The sequence below is a fragment of the Bacillus sp. LM 4-2 genome (assembly GCF_000978495.1).
Taxonomy (GTDB): domain Bacteria; phylum Bacillota; class Bacilli; order Bacillales; family Bacillaceae; genus Bacillus; species Bacillus subtilis.
The window spans coordinates 2,344,424-2,365,760 of the sequence record NZ_CP011101.1 but is presented as its reverse complement, the minus strand read 5'-3'; the positions used below and the strand labels follow the sequence as shown (position 1 = coordinate 2,365,760).

20 protein-coding genes are annotated in these 21,337 nt (G+C 46.2%); 17 read left to right on the top strand and 3 right to left on the bottom strand.

Annotated features, from left to right (window positions below; translation table 11 throughout):
* Nucleotides 1-44 precede the first annotated feature (44 nt).
* Nucleotides 45-1,325, top strand: coding sequence for a SpoIVB peptidase (gene spoIVB, locus bslm_RS11655; protein ID WP_004398697.1), 1,281 nt, complete (start codon nt 45-47; stop codon nt 1,323-1,325).
* A 275-nt stretch (nt 1,326-1,600) separates the two neighbouring features.
* Nucleotides 1,601-2,404, top strand: a complete 804-nt coding sequence (spo0A, locus tag bslm_RS11650) for a sporulation transcription factor Spo0A (RefSeq protein ID WP_003226427.1) — start codon at nt 1,601-1,603, stop codon at nt 2,402-2,404.
* Between the two features lie 464 nt (nt 2,405-2,868).
* Here the strand turns inward: spo0A and bslm_RS11645 are convergent, their stop codons facing one another.
* Nucleotides 2,869-3,987 (bottom strand): NADH-dependent flavin oxidoreductase, encoded by a 1,119-nt coding sequence (locus bslm_RS11645; protein WP_004398691.1) that lies wholly within the window; start codon nt 3,985-3,987, stop codon nt 2,869-2,871.
* Between the two features lie 72 nt (nt 3,988-4,059).
* Nucleotides 4,060-4,212, bottom strand: a complete 153-nt coding sequence (locus bslm_RS21355) for a hypothetical protein (RefSeq protein WP_003230276.1) — start codon at nt 4,210-4,212, stop codon at nt 4,060-4,062.
* A gap of 307 nt (nt 4,213-4,519) precedes the next feature.
* On the opposite strand from bslm_RS21355, the gene bslm_RS11640 reads away from it, so the two are divergent.
* The 9 genes from bslm_RS11640 (at nt 4,520) to prpB (ending at nt 13,128) form a co-directional block, all read left to right on the top strand.
* On the top strand, nt 4,520-4,813 hold the full coding sequence (locus bslm_RS11640; protein ID WP_003230284.1) for a lipoprotein: 294 nt from the start codon (nt 4,520-4,522) through the stop codon (nt 4,811-4,813).
* 14 nt (nt 4,814-4,827) lie between these two features.
* The gene (locus bslm_RS11635) at nt 4,828-5,448 is read left to right on the top strand and encodes an N-acetylmuramoyl-L-alanine amidase family protein (protein ID WP_010886565.1); all 621 of its coding nucleotides are present in this window, start codon (nt 4,828-4,830) and stop codon (nt 5,446-5,448) included.
* A gap of 78 nt (nt 5,449-5,526) precedes the next feature.
* Complete coding sequence (locus tag bslm_RS11630) at nt 5,527-6,258, top strand: glycerophosphodiester phosphodiesterase (RefSeq protein ID WP_003230288.1); 732 nt, start codon at nt 5,527-5,529, stop codon at nt 6,256-6,258.
* A gap of 126 nt (nt 6,259-6,384) precedes the next feature.
* Nucleotides 6,385-7,566 (top strand): acetyl-CoA C-acetyltransferase, encoded by a 1,182-nt coding sequence (locus bslm_RS11625; RefSeq protein WP_003230291.1) that lies wholly within the window; start codon nt 6,385-6,387, stop codon nt 7,564-7,566.
* Nucleotides 7,567-7,590: 24 nt separating this feature from the next.
* Nucleotides 7,591-8,454, top strand: coding sequence for a 3-hydroxybutyryl-CoA dehydrogenase (locus bslm_RS11620; protein ID WP_014480222.1), 864 nt, complete (start codon nt 7,591-7,593; stop codon nt 8,452-8,454).
* A gap of 27 nt (nt 8,455-8,481) precedes the next feature.
* Nucleotides 8,482-9,621: an acyl-CoA dehydrogenase gene (locus tag bslm_RS11615; protein ID WP_046381174.1), complete on the top strand. Its 1,140-nt coding sequence runs from the start codon at nt 8,482-8,484 to the stop codon at nt 9,619-9,621.
* Nucleotides 9,622-9,654: 33 nt separating this feature from the next.
* Nucleotides 9,655-10,773 carry a citrate synthase gene (gene mmgD / locus bslm_RS11610; protein ID WP_046381173.1) on the top strand — a complete coding sequence of 373 codons (1,119 nt, stop codon included), beginning with the start codon at nt 9,655-9,657 and terminating at the stop codon, nt 10,771-10,773.
* 14 nt (nt 10,774-10,787) lie between these two features.
* Nucleotides 10,788-12,206 carry a bifunctional 2-methylcitrate dehydratase/aconitate hydratase gene (locus tag bslm_RS11605; RefSeq protein ID WP_080481017.1) on the top strand — a complete coding sequence of 473 codons (1,419 nt, stop codon included), beginning with the start codon at nt 10,788-10,790 and terminating at the stop codon, nt 12,204-12,206.
* 16 nt (nt 12,207-12,222) lie between these two features.
* The gene (gene prpB / locus bslm_RS11600) at nt 12,223-13,128 is read left to right on the top strand and encodes a methylisocitrate lyase (protein WP_046381171.1); all 906 of its coding nucleotides are present in this window, start codon (nt 12,223-12,225) and stop codon (nt 13,126-13,128) included.
* 41 nt (nt 13,129-13,169) lie between these two features.
* Here prpB and bslm_RS11595 read toward each other — a convergent pair whose 3' ends face one another.
* Nucleotides 13,170-13,406: a DUF2627 domain-containing protein gene (locus tag bslm_RS11595; RefSeq protein WP_003230304.1), complete on the bottom strand. Its 237-nt coding sequence runs from the start codon at nt 13,404-13,406 to the stop codon at nt 13,170-13,172.
* Nucleotides 13,407-13,558: 152 nt separating this feature from the next.
* On the opposite strand from bslm_RS11595, the gene bslm_RS11590 reads away from it, so the two are divergent.
* The 6 genes from bslm_RS11590 (at nt 13,559) to bfmBAA (ending at nt 21,336) form a co-directional block, all read left to right on the top strand.
* Nucleotides 13,559-15,637: a sigma-54 interaction domain-containing protein gene (locus bslm_RS11590; protein WP_004398669.1), complete on the top strand. Its 2,079-nt coding sequence runs from the start codon at nt 13,559-13,561 to the stop codon at nt 15,635-15,637.
* A gap of 124 nt (nt 15,638-15,761) precedes the next feature.
* Entirely contained in the window at nt 15,762-16,661 is a 900-nt protein-coding gene (yqiS, locus tag bslm_RS11585; protein ID WP_046160566.1) for a phosphate butyryltransferase, read from the top strand.
* An 11-nt stretch (nt 16,662-16,672) separates the two neighbouring features.
* Nucleotides 16,673-17,767, top strand: a complete 1,095-nt coding sequence (gene bcd, locus bslm_RS11580; protein WP_046160565.1) for a branched-chain amino acid dehydrogenase — start codon at nt 16,673-16,675, stop codon at nt 17,765-17,767.
* An 18-nt stretch (nt 17,768-17,785) separates the two neighbouring features.
* The gene (buk, locus tag bslm_RS11575) at nt 17,786-18,877 is read left to right on the top strand and encodes a butyrate kinase (protein WP_003230311.1); all 1,092 of its coding nucleotides are present in this window, start codon (nt 17,786-17,788) and stop codon (nt 18,875-18,877) included.
* 20 nt (nt 18,878-18,897) lie between these two features.
* The gene (gene lpdA / locus bslm_RS21350; RefSeq protein ID WP_046381170.1) at nt 18,898-20,322 is read left to right on the top strand and encodes a dihydrolipoyl dehydrogenase; all 1,425 of its coding nucleotides are present in this window, start codon (nt 18,898-18,900) and stop codon (nt 20,320-20,322) included.
* A gap of 21 nt (nt 20,323-20,343) precedes the next feature.
* Entirely contained in the window at nt 20,344-21,336 is a 993-nt protein-coding gene (bfmBAA, locus tag bslm_RS21345) for a 3-methyl-2-oxobutanoate dehydrogenase subunit alpha (RefSeq protein WP_004398565.1), read from the top strand.
* Nucleotide 21,337 lies beyond the last annotated feature (1 nt).

Below are 21,337 nucleotides of genomic sequence, written 5' to 3'. Positions count from 1 at the left end.
CATAAAGAAGGTGTGGGATAGGAGCGAGGAGAGTGAAGTAGTGAATGCCCGATAACATCAGAAAAGCAGTAGGTTTAATTCTCCTTGTTTCGTTATTAAGTGTAGGTTTATGCAAACCGCTAAAAGAATATTTACTGATTCCAACGCAAATGAGAGTATTTGAAACCCAAACACAAGCGATTGAAACGAGTTTATCGGTAAACGCTCAGACATCAGAATCCTCAGAAGCGTTTACAGTAAAGAAAGATCCGCATGAAATCAAGGTGACGGGCAAAAAATCAGGTGAGTCAGAATTGGTATATGATCTTGCCGGATTTCCAATTAAAAAAACAAAAGTGCATGTTCTTCCTGATTTAAAAGTTATACCTGGCGGACAATCAATCGGTGTAAAACTTCATTCCGTCGGTGTTCTTGTCGTCGGATTTCATCAAATCAATACAAGTGAAGGCAAAAAATCTCCGGGAGAAACGGCAGGAATTGAGGCGGGCGACATCATTATTGAGATGAATGGACAGAAAATTGAAAAAATGAATGATGTAGCCCCATTTATTCAAAAGGCTGGGAAAACTGGTGAATCTTTAGACTTACTGATCAAACGTGATAAACAGAAAATCAAAACGAAGCTGATCCCAGAAAAGGATGAAGGAGAAGGCAAATACAGAATCGGGTTATATATCAGAGATTCTGCTGCCGGCATAGGCACTATGACCTTTTATGAACCGAAAACAAAAAAATACGGAGCACTTGGCCACGTGATTTCCGATATGGACACAAAGAAACCAATTGTAGTGGAGAATGGAGAAATCGTTAAATCCACTGTAACATCAATTGAAAAAGGGACAGGCGGTAATCCGGGAGAAAAACTGGCGCGATTTTCCTCAGAACGCAAAACGATCGGGGATATTAACAGAAACAGCCCGTTTGGGATTTTCGGCACACTGCATCAGCCGATTCAAAACAACATATCAGATCAAGCATTGCCGGTTGCGTTTTCTACCGAAGTCAAAAAAGGGCCGGCTGAAATTTTAACGGTTATTGATGATGACAAAGTAGAAAAATTCGATATTGAAATCGTCAGCACAACGCCGCAAAAATTCCCTGCGACAAAAGGAATGGTGTTGAAAATTACCGATCCAAGACTGTTGAAAGAAACAGGAGGCATCGTACAGGGGATGAGCGGAAGCCCGATCATTCAAAATGGAAAAGTGATCGGTGCTGTCACCCATGTATTTGTAAATGACCCGACAAGCGGCTACGGTGTTCATATTGAATGGATGCTGTCAGAAGCAGGAATCGATATTTATGGAAAAGAAAAAGCAAGCTGACTGCCGGAGTTTCCGGCAGTTTTTTTATTTTGATCCCTCTTCACTTCTCAGAATACATACGGTAAAATATACAAAAGAAGATTTTTCGACAAATTCACGTTTCCTTGTTTGTCAAATTTCATTTTTAGTCGAAAAACAGAGAAAAACATAGAATAACAAAGATATGCCACTAATATTGGTGATTATGATTTTTTTAGAGGGTATATAGCGGTTTTGTCGAATGTAAACATGTAGCAAGGGTGAATCCTGTTAACTACATTTGGGGAGGAAGAAACGTGGAGAAAATTAAAGTTTGTGTTGCTGATGATAATCGAGAGCTGGTAAGCCTGTTAAGTGAATATATAGAAGGACAGGAAGACATGGAAGTGATCGGCGTTGCTTATAACGGACAGGAATGCCTGTCGCTGTTTAAAGAAAAAGATCCCGATGTGCTCGTATTAGATATTATTATGCCGCATCTAGACGGACTTGCGGTTTTAGAGAGGCTGAGGGAATCAGATCTGAAAAAACAGCCGAATGTCATTATGCTGACAGCCTTTGGGCAGGAAGATGTCACGAAAAAGGCCGTCGATTTAGGCGCGTCCTACTTTATTCTCAAACCGTTTGATATGGAAAACCTTGTCGGCCATATCCGCCAGGTCAGCGGAAATGCCAGCAGTGTGACGCATCGTGCGCCATCATCGCAAAGCAGTATTATACGCAGCAGCCAGCCTGAACCAAAGAAGAAAAATCTCGACGCGAGCATCACAAGCATTATCCATGAAATCGGCGTCCCAGCCCATATTAAAGGCTATCTCTATCTGCGCGAAGCAATCTCAATGGTATACAATGACATCGAATTGCTCGGCAGCATTACAAAAGTCCTCTATCCGGACATCGCCAAAAAATTTAACACAACCGCAAGCCGTGTAGAAAGAGCGATCCGCCATGCAATTGAAGTGGCATGGAGCAGAGGAAACATTGATTCCATTTCCTCGTTGTTTGGTTATACTGTCAGCATGACAAAAGCTAAACCTACCAACAGTGAATTCATTGCAATGGTTGCGGATAAGCTGAGGTTAGAGCATAAGGCTTCTTAAACATGAGCTTATTAAGTGGTCATTAAATCAAACGTCTTTTATTTATTAGTTTGCGCTGATAAATAGGAGGCGTTTTGTTTTGGGGACATTTGTAGTATGGGAGAAGAATATTAAGTATCCGCATATAGTAAAGGATAGGTTTGAAAAGTAAGGAAAGCAAATGGCGGTATTACCTGCACTCTTGGTCCATTCATACATCTTATAGGATCACGAAGCATGATCGACCCTAGATGTGTCCGTTATAAAATGAAACCTTTCTCCTGCAAAATCGTAAGTAAGGCGTATTCATGTAAAAAGGAGACGTACGAATGAAAAAGAAAAAAGCAAGAAAGCGTGAGGGGTTTTTCCTGGATTTTCTTTTCGAAGTTGGTGGGGAGCTCTTTCTTTTGCTGTTTAGATGTGTACACAAACTATTTATATAAAGGGAAAAAAGACTGCCGAATCGTTTCGGCAGTCTTTGCACATTAATCTTTATAAGGCACCCAGCCTTGTGTGTTCACAATTGCTTGCCATAGCGGTTCAGGCAAATGATATTTTTCTTTATCTGTGCCTTTGATCACTGTTTCGATTTGCTTTTCACGGCCTTCTTTTACTTTTACCGTCCAGTTAGGGTCAACTAGAATTTCGCGTCCCATAGCGACCAGTGGAATACCGTTTTCGATGACGGCAAGCGCGTCATCAGCGGAATGGATGGAACCGACGGCGATCAGCGGCACTTTGTTTCCGACACGTTCATTCAATAAGTCCATGCGTGTGCGAGTCGGATCTGCACCGCGGCGCGCTTTTGAGTTCACGTCCATCAGTGAGATATGAAGATAATCCAATTCTTTATCCCCTAAAGCATCAACAAGCGTATAAGTTTCAGTCATTGTCAATCCCGGTGTCTCAGGTTCTTCCGGAGACAGGCGGTAGCCGACTAAGAATGCACCCTTCGCATGTTCTGAAGCGGCTTTTTTCACTTCATCGACAATAGCGAGCGGGAAGGCTAATCGTTTTTCATCGCTTCCTCCCCAGCGATCCGTGCGCTGGTTGGTTTTCGGAGAATAAAACTGCTGAATTAAGTAGCCGTTTGCACCGTGAATTTCGACACCGTCAAAGCCGGCTTCAATGGCGCGTCTTGTCGCTTCTCCAAACGCCTTCACAATGTTTTCCACTTCTTCTTCTGTTAATGCGCGAGCAATTTGTTTGCCGTTATCAAACACGTCACTTGGCCCCACAACATCCTGTTGAGGAACGAGCTCAGACGGGCACTCAATACCGCCGTGATGAATTTGTACAACAGCTTTAGCGCCTTGTGCCTGAATGGCTTGTGCTAACTTTTTTAAACCTGGAATGTTGGAATCGTCATGGATGGCCGGCTGCCCGGGGAATGCTTTTCCGTCCGGTGTAACATTTGCGCAGGCTGTAATCACCATTCCCATCTCTTTTGAACGGGGGATGATGTAGTCGAGCTCCGCTTCAGATATTGTACCGTCTTCATTAGAAGCGTAATGAGTCATCGGTGCTACTGCGATCCGGTTGTTGATTGTAACGCCGCTTTTAAACGTAAATGGTTCAAAAAGTGGCTTATACTTAGGATTCATTTGATCATCTTCTTTCGTTTGGATTCGCACATATTCTAGCCTATATGTAAAAATTAATGCAATTGATCTGCTTTACCGACTGAATATCTTGAGTGCAGAGTGATGTTTTGGCCGCTCTTTTTCGGGGCCTTTGTAGCCGCCACTGATTTGGTGGCCGATGGAGCATGTGATGACAGCTGCCGCCAGCAGCAGAACGAATTTTTTCATGGCTTTAACTTCTTTCAATAAAGTAAATATCCTTTAAAAGGTTACGCTTGGCTGACCCACCCGTCAAACGATTTGCTCACCCTATTCTCAAATTTTTTAAAATGAATAAAAAGTTGCTTCTTTCCGCTAATTTTTTCTAATTGGCGCCTCAATTAGAGCCATCCTCATAGACAAATCTGCTCGTTATCTTTCTAACAACAGGAAATGATCGGGTCGTATAGCCCTTTTGAAAATCATGGAACTTGCTCGCCTGCATTCGCGTTGTCTTTACAAATTCTCCATTCTGGTCAAAGATAAAAGCCAAACATCAGGAAGAGGTGGTCATGTGAAACAAACGGTTCTTTTGCTGTTTACTGCGCTCTTTCTTTCGGGGTGCAGTGTTGCAAGTGCGGATGACTCAGTGCCGAGGTTTACCGAAGAGGGAAAATACATTGGCTCGGCTGATCCTCATACGATTGCGGTTTCTCTTAATGGAGAAGAAACCATGATACAAGTTCCGAAGGATAAACGTGATGAATGTGAATCACTGCCAGATCAGACACATGTCCTGGTGAAATATACAAAGAAGGATAATGGAACTTTACAGCTGGAAGATATTCAGCTGCGAAAGAACTCGTGACCGGAGGGAGTAAGTTGAGAATGTTATGGAGGAGCTTGGCGCTGTGCGGATTGGCTTTGACGCTCGCGCCTTGTGCACAGGCAGCAGAGCCGATAGAAGGGAAAACAGTGTATATTGATGCCGGACACGGCGGTGAAGACAGTGGAGCGGTCGGAAACGGGCTCTTTGAAAAGGATATTAATTTGGCTGTCTCAGAGCATGTGACAGACAAACTAAAAGAGGAGGGAGCCAATCCTGTTGCATCCCGGTCTGACGATCATTTTCTGACCTTGGAGGAAAGAGTGGCTAAGGCAAGTGCCAATCAGGCTGACCTTTTTGTCAGCATTCATGTGAATTCAGGGGTTGCTTCAGCTTCAGGAACAGAAACGTATTTTCAATCTGATTATGAAGGGGAGAACAGCCGGCGTCTGGCATCCGATATTCAGTCACAGCTCGTTTCTTCCTTACAAACGAGAGACAGGGGCGTGAAAGAATCAGACTTTTACGTCATTACATATTCACAAATGCCAAGTGTGTTGGCGGAGCTTGGGTTTATCACGAACAGCTCTGACGCGGACAAGCTGGGAAGTGAAGAATACCAGCAAAAGGCCGCAGATGCGATTGTCAATGGCATTGATTCTTATTATGATCAGTAGATTGATACAGCCTTAATCCTAGAGTGGAGCCGACAAAATAAGTATAATGGAGAAAACTTTAGGGTTTGAGGTGAAACGATGACAAAGATTTTTGCCCACCGGGGGGCATCAGGTCAATTTCCCGAAAATACAATGCTTGCATTTGAAAAAGGAATTGAAGCCGGAGCGGATGGGATAGAGCTTGATGTACAGCTGACGAAAGACGGACGCATTGTTGTAATTCATGATGAAAGACTTAATCGCACGACATCACTTAAAGGATTCGTGAAGGATACAGCCTATGATGAGGTAAAGACTGCGAATGCGGCCGCTGGTCACGATCAAGCGTACAGCGATATAAAAGTGCCGCTGCTAGAAGATGTGCTCTCGTGGGCGGTAAAAAAGGATTTTCTCATCAACATTGAATTAAAAAACAGCGTGATCCGCTATGAGGGAATGGAAGAAAAAGTGCTGGAGGCAGTGAAGCGATTTAATGTAGAGGACAGAGTCATCCTATCCACGTTTAATCATGACAGCTTGGCGCTGTGCGCCCGGCTTGCACCGCATATCGAACGGGCAGTATTAACTTCAGATGTGCTTTATCAGGCAGATCGATATATCGCGTCTATTCCGGCTTCCGGCTATCACCCGAAGATAAACAGCCCAGGGGTCACAGATGAAGTACTGAAGAAAATGAGGAACGGTTTGATTAAGGTAAGGCCGTATACAGTCAATCGTCCGGAAGATATGAAGCGTCTCATTGAAGCGGGAGCAGACGGCATGTTTACCGACTTTCCAGAAAAGGCTTCGGCATTGCTGAAAAATGAATAGTTGTTAGAAGGAGGCTGTTTGACGCAGCCTTCTTTTTTCATTCATTCATGCCCGTTTCAAAGCATACATTCATAGAAGACAACTAGAAATTGTAAGCGCTGTCTATCTTCTGAATGAGGTGAAACCATGAGGAAAACAGTCATTGTAAGTGCTGCAAGAACTCCATTTGGCAAATTCGGCGGAGTTTTGAAAGAGGTGAAAGCTGCTGAGCTTGGGGGCATTGTGATGAAGGAGGCGCTGCAACAGGCTGGAGTCTCTGGAGATGATGTAGAAGGAAACGTCATGGGCATGGTTGTCCAGGCCGGCTCAGGGCAGATACCTTCCCGTCAAGCTGCCCGTCTGGCGGGAATGCCTTGGAGTGTGCCGTCAGAAACACTGAATAAAGTCTGTGCTTCCGGCCTTCGCGCTGTCACTTTATGTGATCAAATGATTCGGGCGCAGGATGCGGACATACTTGTTGCGGGGGGGATGGAAAGCATGAGCAATATTCCGTATGCCGTTCCCGCCGGGCGCTGGGGAGCACGGATGGGGGACGGCGAGCTTAGGGACTTAATGGTGTATGACGGATTAACGTGCGCATTTGACGAGGTGCACATGGCTGTTCACGGAAATACAGCTGCCAAGGAATATGCAATCTCACGAAGAGAGCAGGACGAATGGGCGTTGAGAAGTCATGCAAGGGCAGCTAAGGCCGCCGATGAAGGGAAGTTTCAGGATGAAATTGTTCCCGTCAACTGGATCGGTCGAAAAGGAAAACCAAACGTTGTTGATAAAGATGAAGCGATTCGCCGTGACACAAGTCTGGATCAGCTCGCGAAACTTGCTCCGATTTATGCAAGTGACGGTTCTATCACAGCCGGCAATGCTCCTGGAGTCAATGACGGAGCCGGCGCGTTCGTGCTGATGTCTGAGGAAAAAGCTGCTGAGCTTGGCAAACGGCCTCTGGCTACAATTCTTGGTTTTTCAACTACGGGAATGCCAGCGCACGAGCTGGCGGCAGCGCCGGGGTTTGCCATTAACAAGCTCCTGAAAAAGAACGGTTTAACTGTCCAAGATATTGACTTGTTTGAAGTAAATGAAGCTTTTGCTTCAGTTGTTTTGACATGTGAAAAAATCGTAGGTTTCGATCTTGAAAAAGTAAATGTAAATGGCGGTGCGATCGCGCTCGGACACCCGATCGGCGCGAGCGGTGCGAGAATTCTCATGACGCTTGTTTATGAATTAAAGCGACGAGGAGGGGGTCTGGGCGTTGCCGCTATTTGCAGCGGGGCAGCACAGGGAGACGCCGTCTTAGTGCAGGTTCATTAAAACATGATGAAAAAGGGGATTTGAATGGAAATCAAACAAATCATGGTAGCTGGCGCAGGTCAGATGGGAAGCGGAATTGCTCAAACAGCTGCCGACGCAGGCTTTTATGTGCGGATGTATGATGTGAATCCAGAGGCCGCGGAGGCAGGATTGAAACGGCTGAAGAAACAGCTGGCCCGTGATGCTGAGAAAGGAAAAAGGACCGAGACGGAAGTGAAGAGCGTAATCAGCCGCATTTCGATTTCTCAAACGCTTGAGGAGGCAGAGCATGCGGACATTGTGATTGAGGCTATCGCAGAAAACATGGCGGCAAAAACTGAGATGTTTAAAACACTTGATCGCATTTGCCCGCCTCATACGATTTTGGCCAGCAATACATCTTCCTTGCCTATTACAGAAATCGCTGCTGTAACAAACCGGCCTCAACGGGTTATTGGCATGCATTTTATGAATCCCGTCCCTGTAATGAAGCTGGTTGAAGTGATTCGCGGCTTGGCTACATCAGAAGAAACGGCCTTAGATGTTATGGCATTAGCGGAAAAGATGGGGAAAACAGCGGTAGAAGTCAATGATTTTCCTGGGTTTGTTTCCAACCGTGTGCTTCTTCCAATGATTAATGAAGCCATCTATTGCGTGTATGAGGGAGTGGCGAAGCCGGAGGCAATAGATGAAGTGATGAAGCTGGGCATGAATCATCCGATGGGTCCGCTTGCATTAGCGGATTTTATCGGACTGGATACGTGTTTATCAATTATGGAAGTCCTTCACTCAGGCCTTGGCGATTCCAAATACCGTCCTTGCCCGCTGCTCCGCAAGTATGTCAAAGCAGGCTGGCTTGGCAAAAAGAGCGGACGCGGTTTTTATGACTATGAGGAGAAGACTTCCTGAAGTCTATTCCATCCGGGGGTGGCCGAGTTGCATGTAACCCAAGAGCAAGTCATGATGCGAAAAATGGTGCGTGATTTTGCACGAAAAGAAATTGCTCCCGCTGCGGAAATCATGGAGAAAACGGACGAATTTCCCTTTCAGCTGATCAAAAAAATGGGTAAACACGGACTGATGGGAATACCGGTGCCGGAACAATACGGCGGTGCTGGAGCGGACGTTGTTTCTTATATTTTGGCAATTCATGAGATTTCTAGAATCAGCGCGGCTGTCGGCGTGATTCTCTCCGTTCATACCTCAGTCGGCACGAATCCGATTCTGTATTTCGGCAACGAAGAACAGAAGATGAAATATATACCAAATCTCGCGTCAGGAGACCATTTGGGCGCATTTGCACTAACGGAGCCTCACTCGGGGTCGGATGCCGGGAGCCTCCGCACAACAGCAATCAAAAAGAACGGCAAATACCTATTAAACGGATCGAAAATATTCATAACGAATGGCGGAGCAGCTGATATCTATATCACATTTGCTTTAACAGCTCCAGATCAAGGCAGGCACGGGATTTCGGCTTTTATTGTTGAAAAAAACACACCCGGTTTTACCGTTGGAAAAAAAGAAAGAAAGCTGGGGCTTTATGGCTCCAATACTACGGAACTGATTTTTGATAATGCAGAAGTGCCTGAAGCCAATTTGCTTGGCAAAGAGGGGGATGGCTTTCACATTGCCATGGCGAATTTAAATGTCGGCCGGATCGGCATTGCGGCACAGGCCCTCGGAATTGCAGAGGCGGCTCTTGAGCATGCCGTTGATTATGCGAAGCAGCGAGTGCAATTTGGAAGGCCGATTGCAGCCAATCAAGGCATATCATTTAAGCTGGCTGATATGGCGACTAGAGCTGAGGCGGCAAGACATCTTGTCTACCACGCTGCAGACCTTCATAACCGCGGCCTAAACTGTGGAAAAGAAGCGTCTATGGCTAAACTATTTGCTTCCGATGCAGCCGTAAAGGCGGCGTTAGACGCCGTTCAAATTTATGGGGGATATGGCTATATGAAGGATTATCCAGTTGAGCGCCTGCTTCGCGATGCAAAGGTGACGCAAATTTATGAAGGGACGAACGAGATTCAAAGACTGATTATTTCCAAGTATTTGCTTGGCGGAACCTGATAGACAAAAAACGCAAAAACGGAGGTTGAGGATATGGAGGAGAAACAGCATTATTCTCCAGGGTTGGACGGTGTGATTGCGGCAGAAACTCATATTTCTTATCTTGACACCCAGTCCAGCCAGATTTTGATACGGGGCTATGATTTAATAGAACTTTCTGAAACAAAAAGCTATCTGGAGCTTGTCCATTTATTGCTGGAGGGCAGGCTGCCAGAAGAAAGTGAAATGGAAACGCTGGAACGTAAAATAAACAGTGCCTCAAGCCTGCCTGCTGATCATCTCCGTCTGCTTGAGCTGCTCCCTAAGGACACTCATCCAATGGATAGTCTGCGTACCGGCCTGTCGGCACTTGCTGGCTATGATCGGCAAATTGATGATCGGTCTCCTTCCGCAAACAAAGAACGCGCCTATCAGCTTCTTGGGAAAATGCCTGCCCTCACTGCTGCCAGCTACAGGATCATTAATAAGAAAGAACCGATTCTTCCGCTTCAAACCCTATCCTACAGTGCGAATTTTCTCTACATGATGACAGGGAAATTGCCGTCTTCATTGGAAGAACAGATTTTTGACCGGTCGCTCGTCCTGTACAGTGAGCATGAGATGCCGAATTCAACCTTTGCGGCCAGGGTCATTGCATCTACACATTCAGATCTTTATGGGGCTTTGACTGGGGCTGTCGCTTCCCTGAAAGGGAATCTTCACGGAGGAGCAAACGAAGCTGTGATGTATTTGCTTTTGGAGGCAAAAACGACATCTGATTTTGAGCAGCTTTTGCAAACAAAACTGAAAAGAAAAGAAAAAATCATGGGCTTCGGCCACCGGGTGTATATGAAAAAAATGGACCCGAGAGCACTCATGATGAAAGAGGCGCTGCAGCAATTATGCGATAAAGCCGGTGACCATCGTTTATATGAGATGTGCGAAGCGGGTGAGCGGCTGATGGAGAAGGAAAAAGGGCTTTACCCGAATTTGGATTACTATGCTGCCCCAGTGTATTGGATGCTCGGCATACCGATTCCTTTATATACGCCGATCTTTTTCAGCGCGAGAACATCCGGTTTATGCGCCCATGTGATCGAACAGTATGCCAATAATCGGCTCTTCCGTCCCCGTGTCAGTTACATGGGCCCGCAATATCAAACAAAACCATGAAAGGAACTGGTAGAATGCCGAAAACGGATCGTGTTATCGAAGAAATCACAGACTATGTGCTTGAGAAAGAGATTACTAGTGCCGAAGCGTATACAACAGCGGGGCATGTATTGCTGGATACCCTGGGCTGCGGGATCTTGGCGCTACGGTATCCGGAATGCACAAAGCTGCTTGGCCCGATTGTTCCAGGAACGACTGTGCCGAATGGAAGCAAAGTGCCGGGAACGTCATATGTTCTCGATCCTGTGAGGGCAGCGTTTAATATCGGCTGCATGATTCGCTGGCTCGATTACAACGATACGTGGCTGGCGGCGGAGTGGGGGCATCCATCCGATAACTTGGGAGGAATCCTTGCCGCTGCTGATTATGTATCAAGAGTGAGGCTGTCTGAAGGAAAAGAGCCGTTAACAGTACGCGACGTACTTGAGATGATGATCAAAGCACACGAGATCCAAGGTGTGCTGGCGTTAGAAAACAGCTTAAATCGAGTTGGCCTTGACCATGTGCTGTTTGTCAAAGTTGCGACAACTGCTGTTGCAGCAAAGCTTTTGGGCGGCGGAAGAGAAGAAATCAAAAATGCACTTTCGAATGCATGGATTGACAATGCAGCATTGAGGACTTATCGCCATTCACCGAATACAGGCTCGCGTAAATCATGGGCGGCAGGAGATGCAACGAGCAGAGGTGTTCATTTGGCGCTGGTGTCGTTAAAAGGGGAAATGGGTTATCCGACAGCCCTGAGTGCACCGGGTTGGGGGTTCCAAGACGTTTTATTCAATAAGAAAGAGATCAAGCTTGCCCGTCCGCTTGACGCTTATGTCATGGAAAATGTGTTATTTAAAGTGTCTTATCCTGCGGAATTTCACGCCCAGACAGCGGCGGAGTGCGGCGTCATTCTTCACCCGCAGGTAAAGAACCGGATTGACGAGATTGACCGAGTTGTCATCAGAACGCATGAATCCGCTATCCGAATCATTGATAAAAAAGGCCCGCTCCACAATCCGGCAGACCGTGATCACTGCCTCCAATACATTACAGCAATCGGTTTGCTTTTTGGTGATATCACGGCACAGCATTATGAAGCTGAAACAGCGAGTGATCCGAGGATAGATAAACTTCGTGATAAAATGGAAGTGACTGAAAATAAAACATATACCGAGGATTATTTGAAACCTGATAAACGTTCCATCTCAAATGCCGTTCAGGTTCATTTTAAAGACGGAACGAGCACGGAAATGGTGGAATGTGAGTTTCCCCTCGGCCATCGTTTTCGAAGAGAGGAAGCAGTGCCGAAACTGCTGGAAAAGTTTTCTGACAATCTCAAAACCCATTTTCCTGATAAACAGCACAAACACATTTATGAGCGCTGTACCAGCTATGAGACATTACAAACGATGCGCGTAAATGAATTCGTAGACATGTTCTGCATGTAAAAGGGGGATTTGTTTCATGTCGTGGATCGTCAATAAGCAATCGTCACAAGAGGAGCTTGCCGGGCGTTTCCGCAAGCTGATGTCAGCACCGGACATTCTTCAAATTCCCGGCGCCCATGACGGGATGGCCGCTTTGCTTGCGAAAGAAGCCGGTTTTTCTGCTATTTATTTGTCCGGTGCTGCCTATACAGCCAGCAGGGGGCTGCCTGATTTAGGGATCATCACATCGACAGAGATAGCTGAACGGGCCAAAGATCTTGTGCGTGCAGCTGATCTGCCTCTGCTTGTGGATATCGATACGGGATTTGGCGGTGTCTTAAATGCCGCCCGAACAGCCCGGGAGATGCTTGAAGCCAGGGTAGCAGCCGTTCAAATAGAAGACCAGCAGCTTCCAAAAAAATGCGGACATTTAAATGGCAAGCAGCTAGTTCCGATCAAGGAAATGGCACAAAAAATAAAAGCCATTAAACAAACGGCACCCTCCCTTATTGTTGTTGCCCGTACTGATGCCAGGGCGCAGGAAGGGCTTGATGCCGCAATAAAACGTTCAGAGGCTTACATTGAGGCGGGGGCGGACGCAATTTTCCCGGAAGCGCTACAGGCGGAGAATGAATTCCGCCAGTTTGCTGAGCGTATCTCCGTTCCGCTCCTTGCGAATATGACTGAATTTGGGAAAACGCCGTATTATCGTGCCAATGAATTCGAAGATATGGGGTTTCACATGGTGATATATCCTGTCACTTCGCTTCGAGCGGCGGCAAAAGCTTATGAGCGGATGTTTGGTTTGATGAAGGAACACGGCTCACAAAAAGAAGGACTTCAAGATATGCAGACACGAAAAGAACTGTACGATACGATTTCTTATTATGACTATGAAGCGTTAGACAAAACGATTGCCAAGACCGTTTTGCCTGACGAATAATGCAACAAAAAAAGCCGGAGCATTCTCCGGCTTTTTTTCAGCTATCGTTTTCTGAATCGCGGGCTGACTTGATTGCGTTTTCTGTCTCTGTATAAAATGAACCCGGCCAGCACATAGAGGCCGATCGCAAAAAAGATGAATCCTGACAACCCTTGGAGCCAAAGAGCTGAAAATGGCTTGATTGTATGGCCGAAAAGTGTATCTCTCATCAGTTTAATGCCTAAAGCAGAAATAGCCCCGGGGATGACTAATATTAAAAGCGCAAGAAGTCGGCTCATCTTCAGAAAACCCCTTTATCTTTTCATTTCCTTTATTGTCCAGCGGAAAAAATATTTTGTCAAGAGAAGAAAACGTGGTAACATAGGGTTGTGCAAATTATTGCAACGGAATAAATAGGTGTGCAAATTTTTTCATACAAAGGGGTATCGGGATGCAAAAGGTACTGATAGTAGGTGCCGGCAAAAGGGGAACGGCGTTATTACATATTCTGATTAAAACAGCCATCATAGATATTATTGCCGTAGTTGACAAAGACCCCGAGGCGCCGGGATTGAAAGAAGCAGAACAGTATGGGATTGCCGTATCATCTGATTGGAAACCTTACATACAACAAAAACCGGATATCGTCATTCATACCACCGGCGATCAAGCCGTGTTTGACGAGCTCCTTCAAAGAAAGCATGAAGATACCATTGTCATGCCGGGAAAAATGGCATACATCGTTTTTCAGCTGATGGAAGAAAAGCAGCACCTGATTCAAATGCTAAAAGAGCAAACCTATAAATATGACAGAATTTTTAATTCCACCCATGATGGAATGATTTTTATTGATATCAATGAAGAAATCATTCTCTTTAACCATATGGCCGAAAAAATGGTCGGAAAAAAACGTGAGGAAGTCATTGGGCGCCCAATAAAAGAAGTGATTCCGAGCACGAAGATGCCGCGGATTTTAAAAACAAGAGTGCCTGAATACAACCAGAAGCAACTGTTAGGCGATCATTTGCAAATTGTGACCACAAGACTGCCGATTATTGATGAAGGCGGACGTCTGCTCGGGGCTCTTTGTGTGTTTAAAGATATCACTGATGCGGTCGAGCTGGCAGAGGAAGTGACCAACTTAAAGCAGGTCCGTACGATGCTGGAGGCAATTATTCAATCCTCCGATGAGGCGATTTCTGTCGTTGATGAAAACGGCATCGGCCTGCTAATCAATAAAGCGTATACGAAAATGACGGGGCTTTCTGAAAAAGAAGTCATCGGCAAGCCTGCAAACACTGATATTTCCGAAGGCGAAAGCATGCATTTAAAGGTGCTTGAAACAAGACGTCCTGTCCGCGGTGTCAGAATGAAGGTCGGCCCGAATGAAAAAGAGGTCATCGTTAATGTAGCACCGGTGATTGTGGACGGGATTTTGAAAGGCAGCGTCGGCGTGATTCACGATGTTTCCGAAATTAAAATGCTGACAGCGGAGCTTAATCGCGCCAGACAAATTATTCGCACGCTTGAAGCGAAATACACGTTTGACGACATTATCGGCAAAAGCGAGCAAATGCTGGTTGCGCTTGAGCAGGCGAAGCTCGGTGCGAAAACACCGGCAACCATCTTGCTGCGCGGGGAATCAGGAACAGGAAAAGAACTGTTCGCCCATGCCATCCATAACGAAAGTGACCGGAAATACAATAAATTTATTCGCGTGAATTGTGCAGCCCTTTCTGAAAACCTGCTCGAATCAGAATTGTTCGGCTATGAGGATGGTGCGTTTTCAGGAGCGAAGCGCGGCGGTAAAAAGGGTTTATTTGAGGAAGCAAATAACGGCAGTATTTTCTTAGATGAAATTGGTGAGCTGACACAAAATATGCAGGCCAAATTGCTGCGCGTCCTTCAAGAAAAGGAAATCGTCAGAGTGGGCGGCACGAAAGCGATCCCTGTCAACGTCAGAGTGATCGCGGCGACAAATGTAAATATTGAAAAGGCGATGGCGGACGGAACATTCCGGGAAGACCTGTATTACCGGATCAATCGCTATCCGATCTCCATCCCGCCTTTGCGGCAGCGGTTGGAGGACATTGAAGCATTGAGCGTCAGACTTATCCAAAAGATTAACCGGGATTACGGCAGGAATGTAAAAGGGCTCTCACAACAAGCCTTGCGCGCCTTATCTGCCTACCATTGGCCTGGGAATGTCCGGGAGCTTGAAAATGTCCTTGGACGAGCCATGATTTTTCTGAATCCGCATATGGAATGGATTGAAAAAGATCACTTGCCTGTATTCGAACTTGAGCAAAAAGAAAATGACACAGATCAGGGAACAGGTTTTGATTTTCCGGATATTGAAGGCGAAAAGCTGTCTGTCGCAGTAGAAAAATTTGAAGCACATTTGATCCAGCAAACGCTCGAAAAGCATCATTTTAACCGGACAAAAACAGCAAAAGCTCTCGGTGTCAGCATTCGGAACTTATATTACAAAATGGATAAATATGGCCTTGCAAATGAAGGCATGCAATAATTTGCAGAATAAACGCAAACATCTGCACGAATGTTTCAATATACCTGGTATGACAGCACCCTTAAGAGCTGGCATGGAACTTGCATAATAAAAGGCGGAGTCGAAACAAGAAAGGTGGTAACAGATGAAGCTGAAAGATTTAATCGGCAAAGCGTCGATACACAAAAATAAGACCATTGCGGTTGCTCATGCTGAGGATGAGGAAGTGATCCGGGCTGTAAAGCTGGCAGCCGAGCACCTATCTGCCCGTTTCTTGTTAACGGGCGACAGCACAAAACTGAACGAGCTGACATCATCCATGCAAGGGCATCAAGTGGAAATCGTCCATGCCGATACTCCTGAGGAATCGGCGAAATTAGCGGTTCGTGCTGTGCATCATAAAACAGCGGACGTTTTAATGAAAGGCAATGTGCCGACTTCTGTTTTGCTTAAAGCGGTATTGAACAGACAGGAGGGGCTTCGGTCAGCAAGTGTCCTTTCTCACGTGGCTGTATTCGATATACCGGATTTTGACCGGCTGATGTTTGTGACAGATTCGGCAATGAATATTGCTCCTTCGCTGGAAGAGCTCCGGCAGATTTTGCAAAATGCCGTTCATGTGGCCCATGCAGTGGGGAACAATATGCCAAAAGCAGCTGCCCTTGCAGCGGTCGAAACGGTGAACCCTAAAATGGAAGCGACCATGAATGCAGCTGCTCTAGCTCAAATGTACAAAAGGGGCCAGATCAAAGGCTGCATTGTTGATGGACCGCTTGCTTTGGATAACGCAGTTTCACAAATTGCCGCGGCTCAGAAAAAAATTTCGGGAGACGTAGCGGGCAACGCAGATATCCTTCTCGTCCCAACAATTGAGGCCGGCAATATTTTATATAAATCACTGATTTATTTTGCCAAGGCCAGCGTGGCGGCTGTCATTACAGGAGCCAAAGCACCGATTGCTTTAACAAGCAGAGCGGACTCTGCTGAAAATAAACTGTATTCCATTGCGCTGGCAATATGCGCATCTGAAGAATACACACATTAGGAGGAACGAACATGGAACTTTTTAAATATATGGAGAAATACGATTACGAACAATTGGTATTCTGCCAGGATGAACAATCTGGATTAAAAGCGATTATCGCCATTCATGATACAACGCTTGGTCCGGCGCTTGGCGGAACGAGAATGTGGACATATGAAAATGAAGAAGCGGCAATTGAAGATGCGCTCAGATTGGCTAGAGGCATGACCTATAAGAACGCGGCGGCAGGCTTAAACCTTGGCGGCGGAAAAACAGTCATTATCGGCGATCCGCGCAAAGACAAAAATGAGGAAATGTTCCGCGCGTTTGGCCGCTATATTCAAGGGCTGAACGGCAGATACATCACGGCTGAAGATGTGGGCACAACGGTCGAGGATATGGATATCATTCATGATGAAACAGACTACGTTACAGGGATTTCTCCTGCTTTCGGTTCTTCTGGAAATCCGTCCCCAGTCACAGCATACGGGGTGTACAGAGGAATGAAGGCAGCAGCTAAAGCTGCTTTCGGAACCGACTCTCTTGAAGGAAAAACCATTGCTGTACAGGGTGTTGGGAACGTAGCCTATAACCTTTGCCGCCACCTGCATGAAGAAGGAGCAAACTTAATCGTTACGGATATCAACAAACAATCTGTACAGCGTGCAGTTGAAGATTTTGGCGCCCGTGCGGTAGATCCTGATGACATTTATTCACAAGACTGCGATATTTATGCGCCGTGTGCCCTTGGTGCGACTATTAACGACCACACCATTAAACAGCTGAAGGCGAAAGTGATCGCAGGTGCGGCTAACAACCAATTAAAAGAGACACGCCATGGTGATCAAATTCACGAAATGGGCATTGTTTATGCACCGGATTACGTGATTAACGCGGGCGGTGTCATCAACGTGGCAGATGAGCTTTACGGCTATAATGCAGAACGTGCATTGAAAAAAGTCGAAGGCATTTACGGCAATATCGAGCGTGTACTAGAGATTTCTCAGCGTGACGGCATTCCTGCATATTTAGCGGCTGACCGCTTGGCAGAGGAACGGATTGAACGCATGCGCCGCTCAAGAAGCCAGTTTTTGCAAAACGGCCACAGTGTATTAAGCAGACGTTAAGAAATTGATCTGGAGGTTATGAAAGTGCTACATGACGAAAAACGCATTCTCACAATTAATCCAGGCTCAACTTCAACGAAAATCGGTGTTTTTCATAACGAAAGAAGCATTTTTGAAAAAACATTGAGACACAACATAGAAGAGCTGCAGCGATTTGACCGAATTATTGATCAGTATGAATTTCGTAAAAACCATATTCTCGAAACGCTTCATGAACAGGGAATCAATATCTCAAAGTTTGATGCAGTCTGCGCAAGAGGCGGCCTTCTCCGGCCAATTGAAGGCGGGACCTACGTAGTGAATGATGAAATGATTGAGGATTTGAAAAGCGGTTACGCCGGTCAGCATGCTTCTAATCTCGGGGGCATTATCGCGCGGGAAATCGCAGACGGCCTGAATATCCCTTCGTATATCGTCGACCCTGTTGTCGTAGACGAAATGTCAGTGCTTGCGAAAGTTTCAGGCATGCCTGAAATTGAACGAAAAAGCATTTTTCACGCATTAAATCAAAAAGCTGTCGCTCGTAAAGCGGCAGCCTCCCTTGGCAAACGATATGAGAACATGAAAATGATTATTACCCATATGGGCGGAGGTATTACAATTGGCGTCCATGACCGCGGGCGAGTGGTAGATGTCAATAACGGCCTGCACGGCGAGGGACCATTCAGTCCTGAACGAGCAGGAACAGTGCCTGCGGGAGATCTTGTTGATCTATGTTTTTCAGGGGAATATACAAAAGAAGAAATCATGAAAAAGCTTGTTGGCACCGGCGGACTTTTAGGCTATCTCGGTACAAATGATGCAGTAAAAGTGGAACAGATGATTCAGGGTGGCGATGAAAAAGCCCGCTTCATTTATGATGCCATGGCATATCAGGTAGCAAAGGAAATCGGGGCAGCCAGCGCGGCGTTAAAAGGCGAAGTTGAAGCGATTGTGCTGACGGGAGGCCTTGCGTACGGCAAAAGCTTTGTTTCTGCTATCAGATCATACATAGATTGGATTTCAGACGTTTTAGTCTATCCGGGTGAAAATGAACTGCAGTCTCTTGCCCAAGGGGCGCTCAGAGTATTGCAGGGCGAAGAGCAATCCAAACAATATCGTATTGAATAGACAGACAGGAGTGAGTCACCATGGCAACTGAGTATGACGTAGTCATTCTGGGCGGCGGTACCGGCGGTTATGTTGCGGCCATCAGAGCCGCTCAGCTCGGCTTAAAAACAGCCGTTGTGGAAAAAGAAAAACTCGGAGGAACATGTCTGCATAAAGGCTGTATCCCGAGTAAAGCGCTGCTTAGAAGTGCAGAGGTATACCGGACAGCTCGTGAAGCCGATCAATTCGGGGTGGAAACGGCTGGCGTGTCCCTCAACTTTGAAAAAGTGCAGCAGCGTAAGCAAGCCGTTGTTGATAAGCTTGCAGCGGGTGTAAATCATTTAATGAAAAAAGGAAAAATTGACGTGTACACCGGATATGGACGTATCCTTGGACCGTCAATCTTCTCTCCGCTGCCGGGAACAATTTCGGTTGAGAGGGGAAACGGCGAAGAAAATGACATGCTGATCCCGAAACAAGTGATCATTGCAACAGGATCAAGACCGAGAATGCTTCCGGGCCTTGAAGCGGACGGTAAGTCTGTACTGACTTCAGATGAGGCGCTCCAAATGGAGGAGCTGCCACAATCAATCATCATTGTCGGCGGAGGGGTTATCGGTATCGAATGGGCGTCTATGCTTCATGATTTTGGTGTGAAGGTAACGGTTATTGAATACGCGGATCGCATATTGCCGACTGAAGATCTAGAGATTTCAAAAGAAATGGAAAGTCTTCTTAAGAAAAAAGGCATCCAGTTCATAACAGGGGCAAAAGTGCTGCCTGACACAATGACAAAAACATCAGACGATATCAGCATACAAGCGGAAAAAGACGGAGAAACCGTTACCTATTCTGCTGAGAAAATGCTTGTTTCCATCGGCAGGCAGGCAAATATCGAAGGCATCGGCCTAGAGAACACCGATATTGTTACTGAAAATGGCATGATTTCAGTCAATGAAAGCTGCCAAACGAAGGAATCTCATATTTATGCAATCGGAGACGTAATCGGTGGCCTGCAGTTAGCTCACGTTGCTTCACATGAGGGAATTATTGCTGTTGAGCATTTTGCAGGTCTCAATCCGCATCCGCTTGATCCGACGCTTGTGCCGAAGTGCATTTACTCAAGCCCTGAAGCTGCCAGTGTCGGCTTTACAGAAGACGAAGCAAAGGCGAACGGGCATAATGTCAAAATCGGCAAGTTCCCATTTATGGCGATTGGAAAAGCGCTTGTATACGGTGAAAGCGACGGTTTTGTCAAAATCGTGGCGGACCGAGATACAGATGATATTCTCGGCGTTCATATGATCGGCCCGCATGTCACCGACATGATTTCTGAAGCGGGTCTTGCCAAAGTGCTGGACGCAACGCCGTGGGAGGTCGGGCAAACGATTCACCCGCATCCAACGCTTTCTGAAGCAATTGGAGAAGCAGCGCTTGCCGCAGATGGCAAAGCCATTCATTTTTAAAAGCATAAAGGAGGGGCTTGAATGAGTACAAACCGACATCAAGCACTAGGGCTGACTGATCAGGAAGCCGTTGATATGTATAGAACCATGCTGTTAGCAAGAAAAATCGATGAAAGAATGTGGCTGTTAAACCGTTCTGGCAAAATTCCATTTGTAATCTCTTGTCAAGGACAGGAAGCAGCACAGGTAGGAGCGGCTTTCGCACTTGACCGTGAAATGGATTATGTATTGCCGTACTACAGAGACATGGGTGTCGTGCTCGCGTTTGGCATGACAGCAAAGGACTTAATGATGTCCGGGTTTGCAAAAGCAGCAGATCCGAACTCAGGAGGCCGCCAGATGCCGGGACATTTCGGACAAAAGAAAAACCGCATTGTGACGGGATCATCTCCGGTTACAACGCAAGTGCCGCACGCAGTCGGTATTGCGCTTGCGGGACGTATGGAGAAAAAGGATATCGCAGCCTTTGTTACATTTGGGGAAGGGTCTTCAAACCAAGGCGATTTCCATGAAGGGGCGAACTTTGCCGCTGTCCATAAGCTGCCGGTTATTTTCATGTGTGAAAACAACAAATACGCAATCTCAGTGCCTTACGATAAGCAAGTCGCATGTGAGAACATTTCCGATCGTGCCATAGGCTATGGGATGCCTGGCGTAACTGTGAATGGAAATGATCCGCTTGAAGTTTATCAAGCGGTCAAAGAAGCACGCGAAAGGGCACGCAGAGGAGAAGGCCCAACATTAATTGAAACGATTTCTTACCGCCTTACACCACATTCCAGTGATGACGATGACAGCAGCTACAGAGGTCGTGAAGAAGTAGAGGAAGCGAAAAAAAGTGATCCCCTGCTTACTTATCAAGCTTACTTAAAGGAAACAGGCCTGCTGTCCGATGAGATAGAACAAACCATGCTGGATGAAATTATGGCAATCGTAAATGAAGCGACGGATGAAGCGGAGAACGCCCCATATGCAGCTCCTGAGTCAGCGCTTGATTATGTGTATGCGAAGTAGG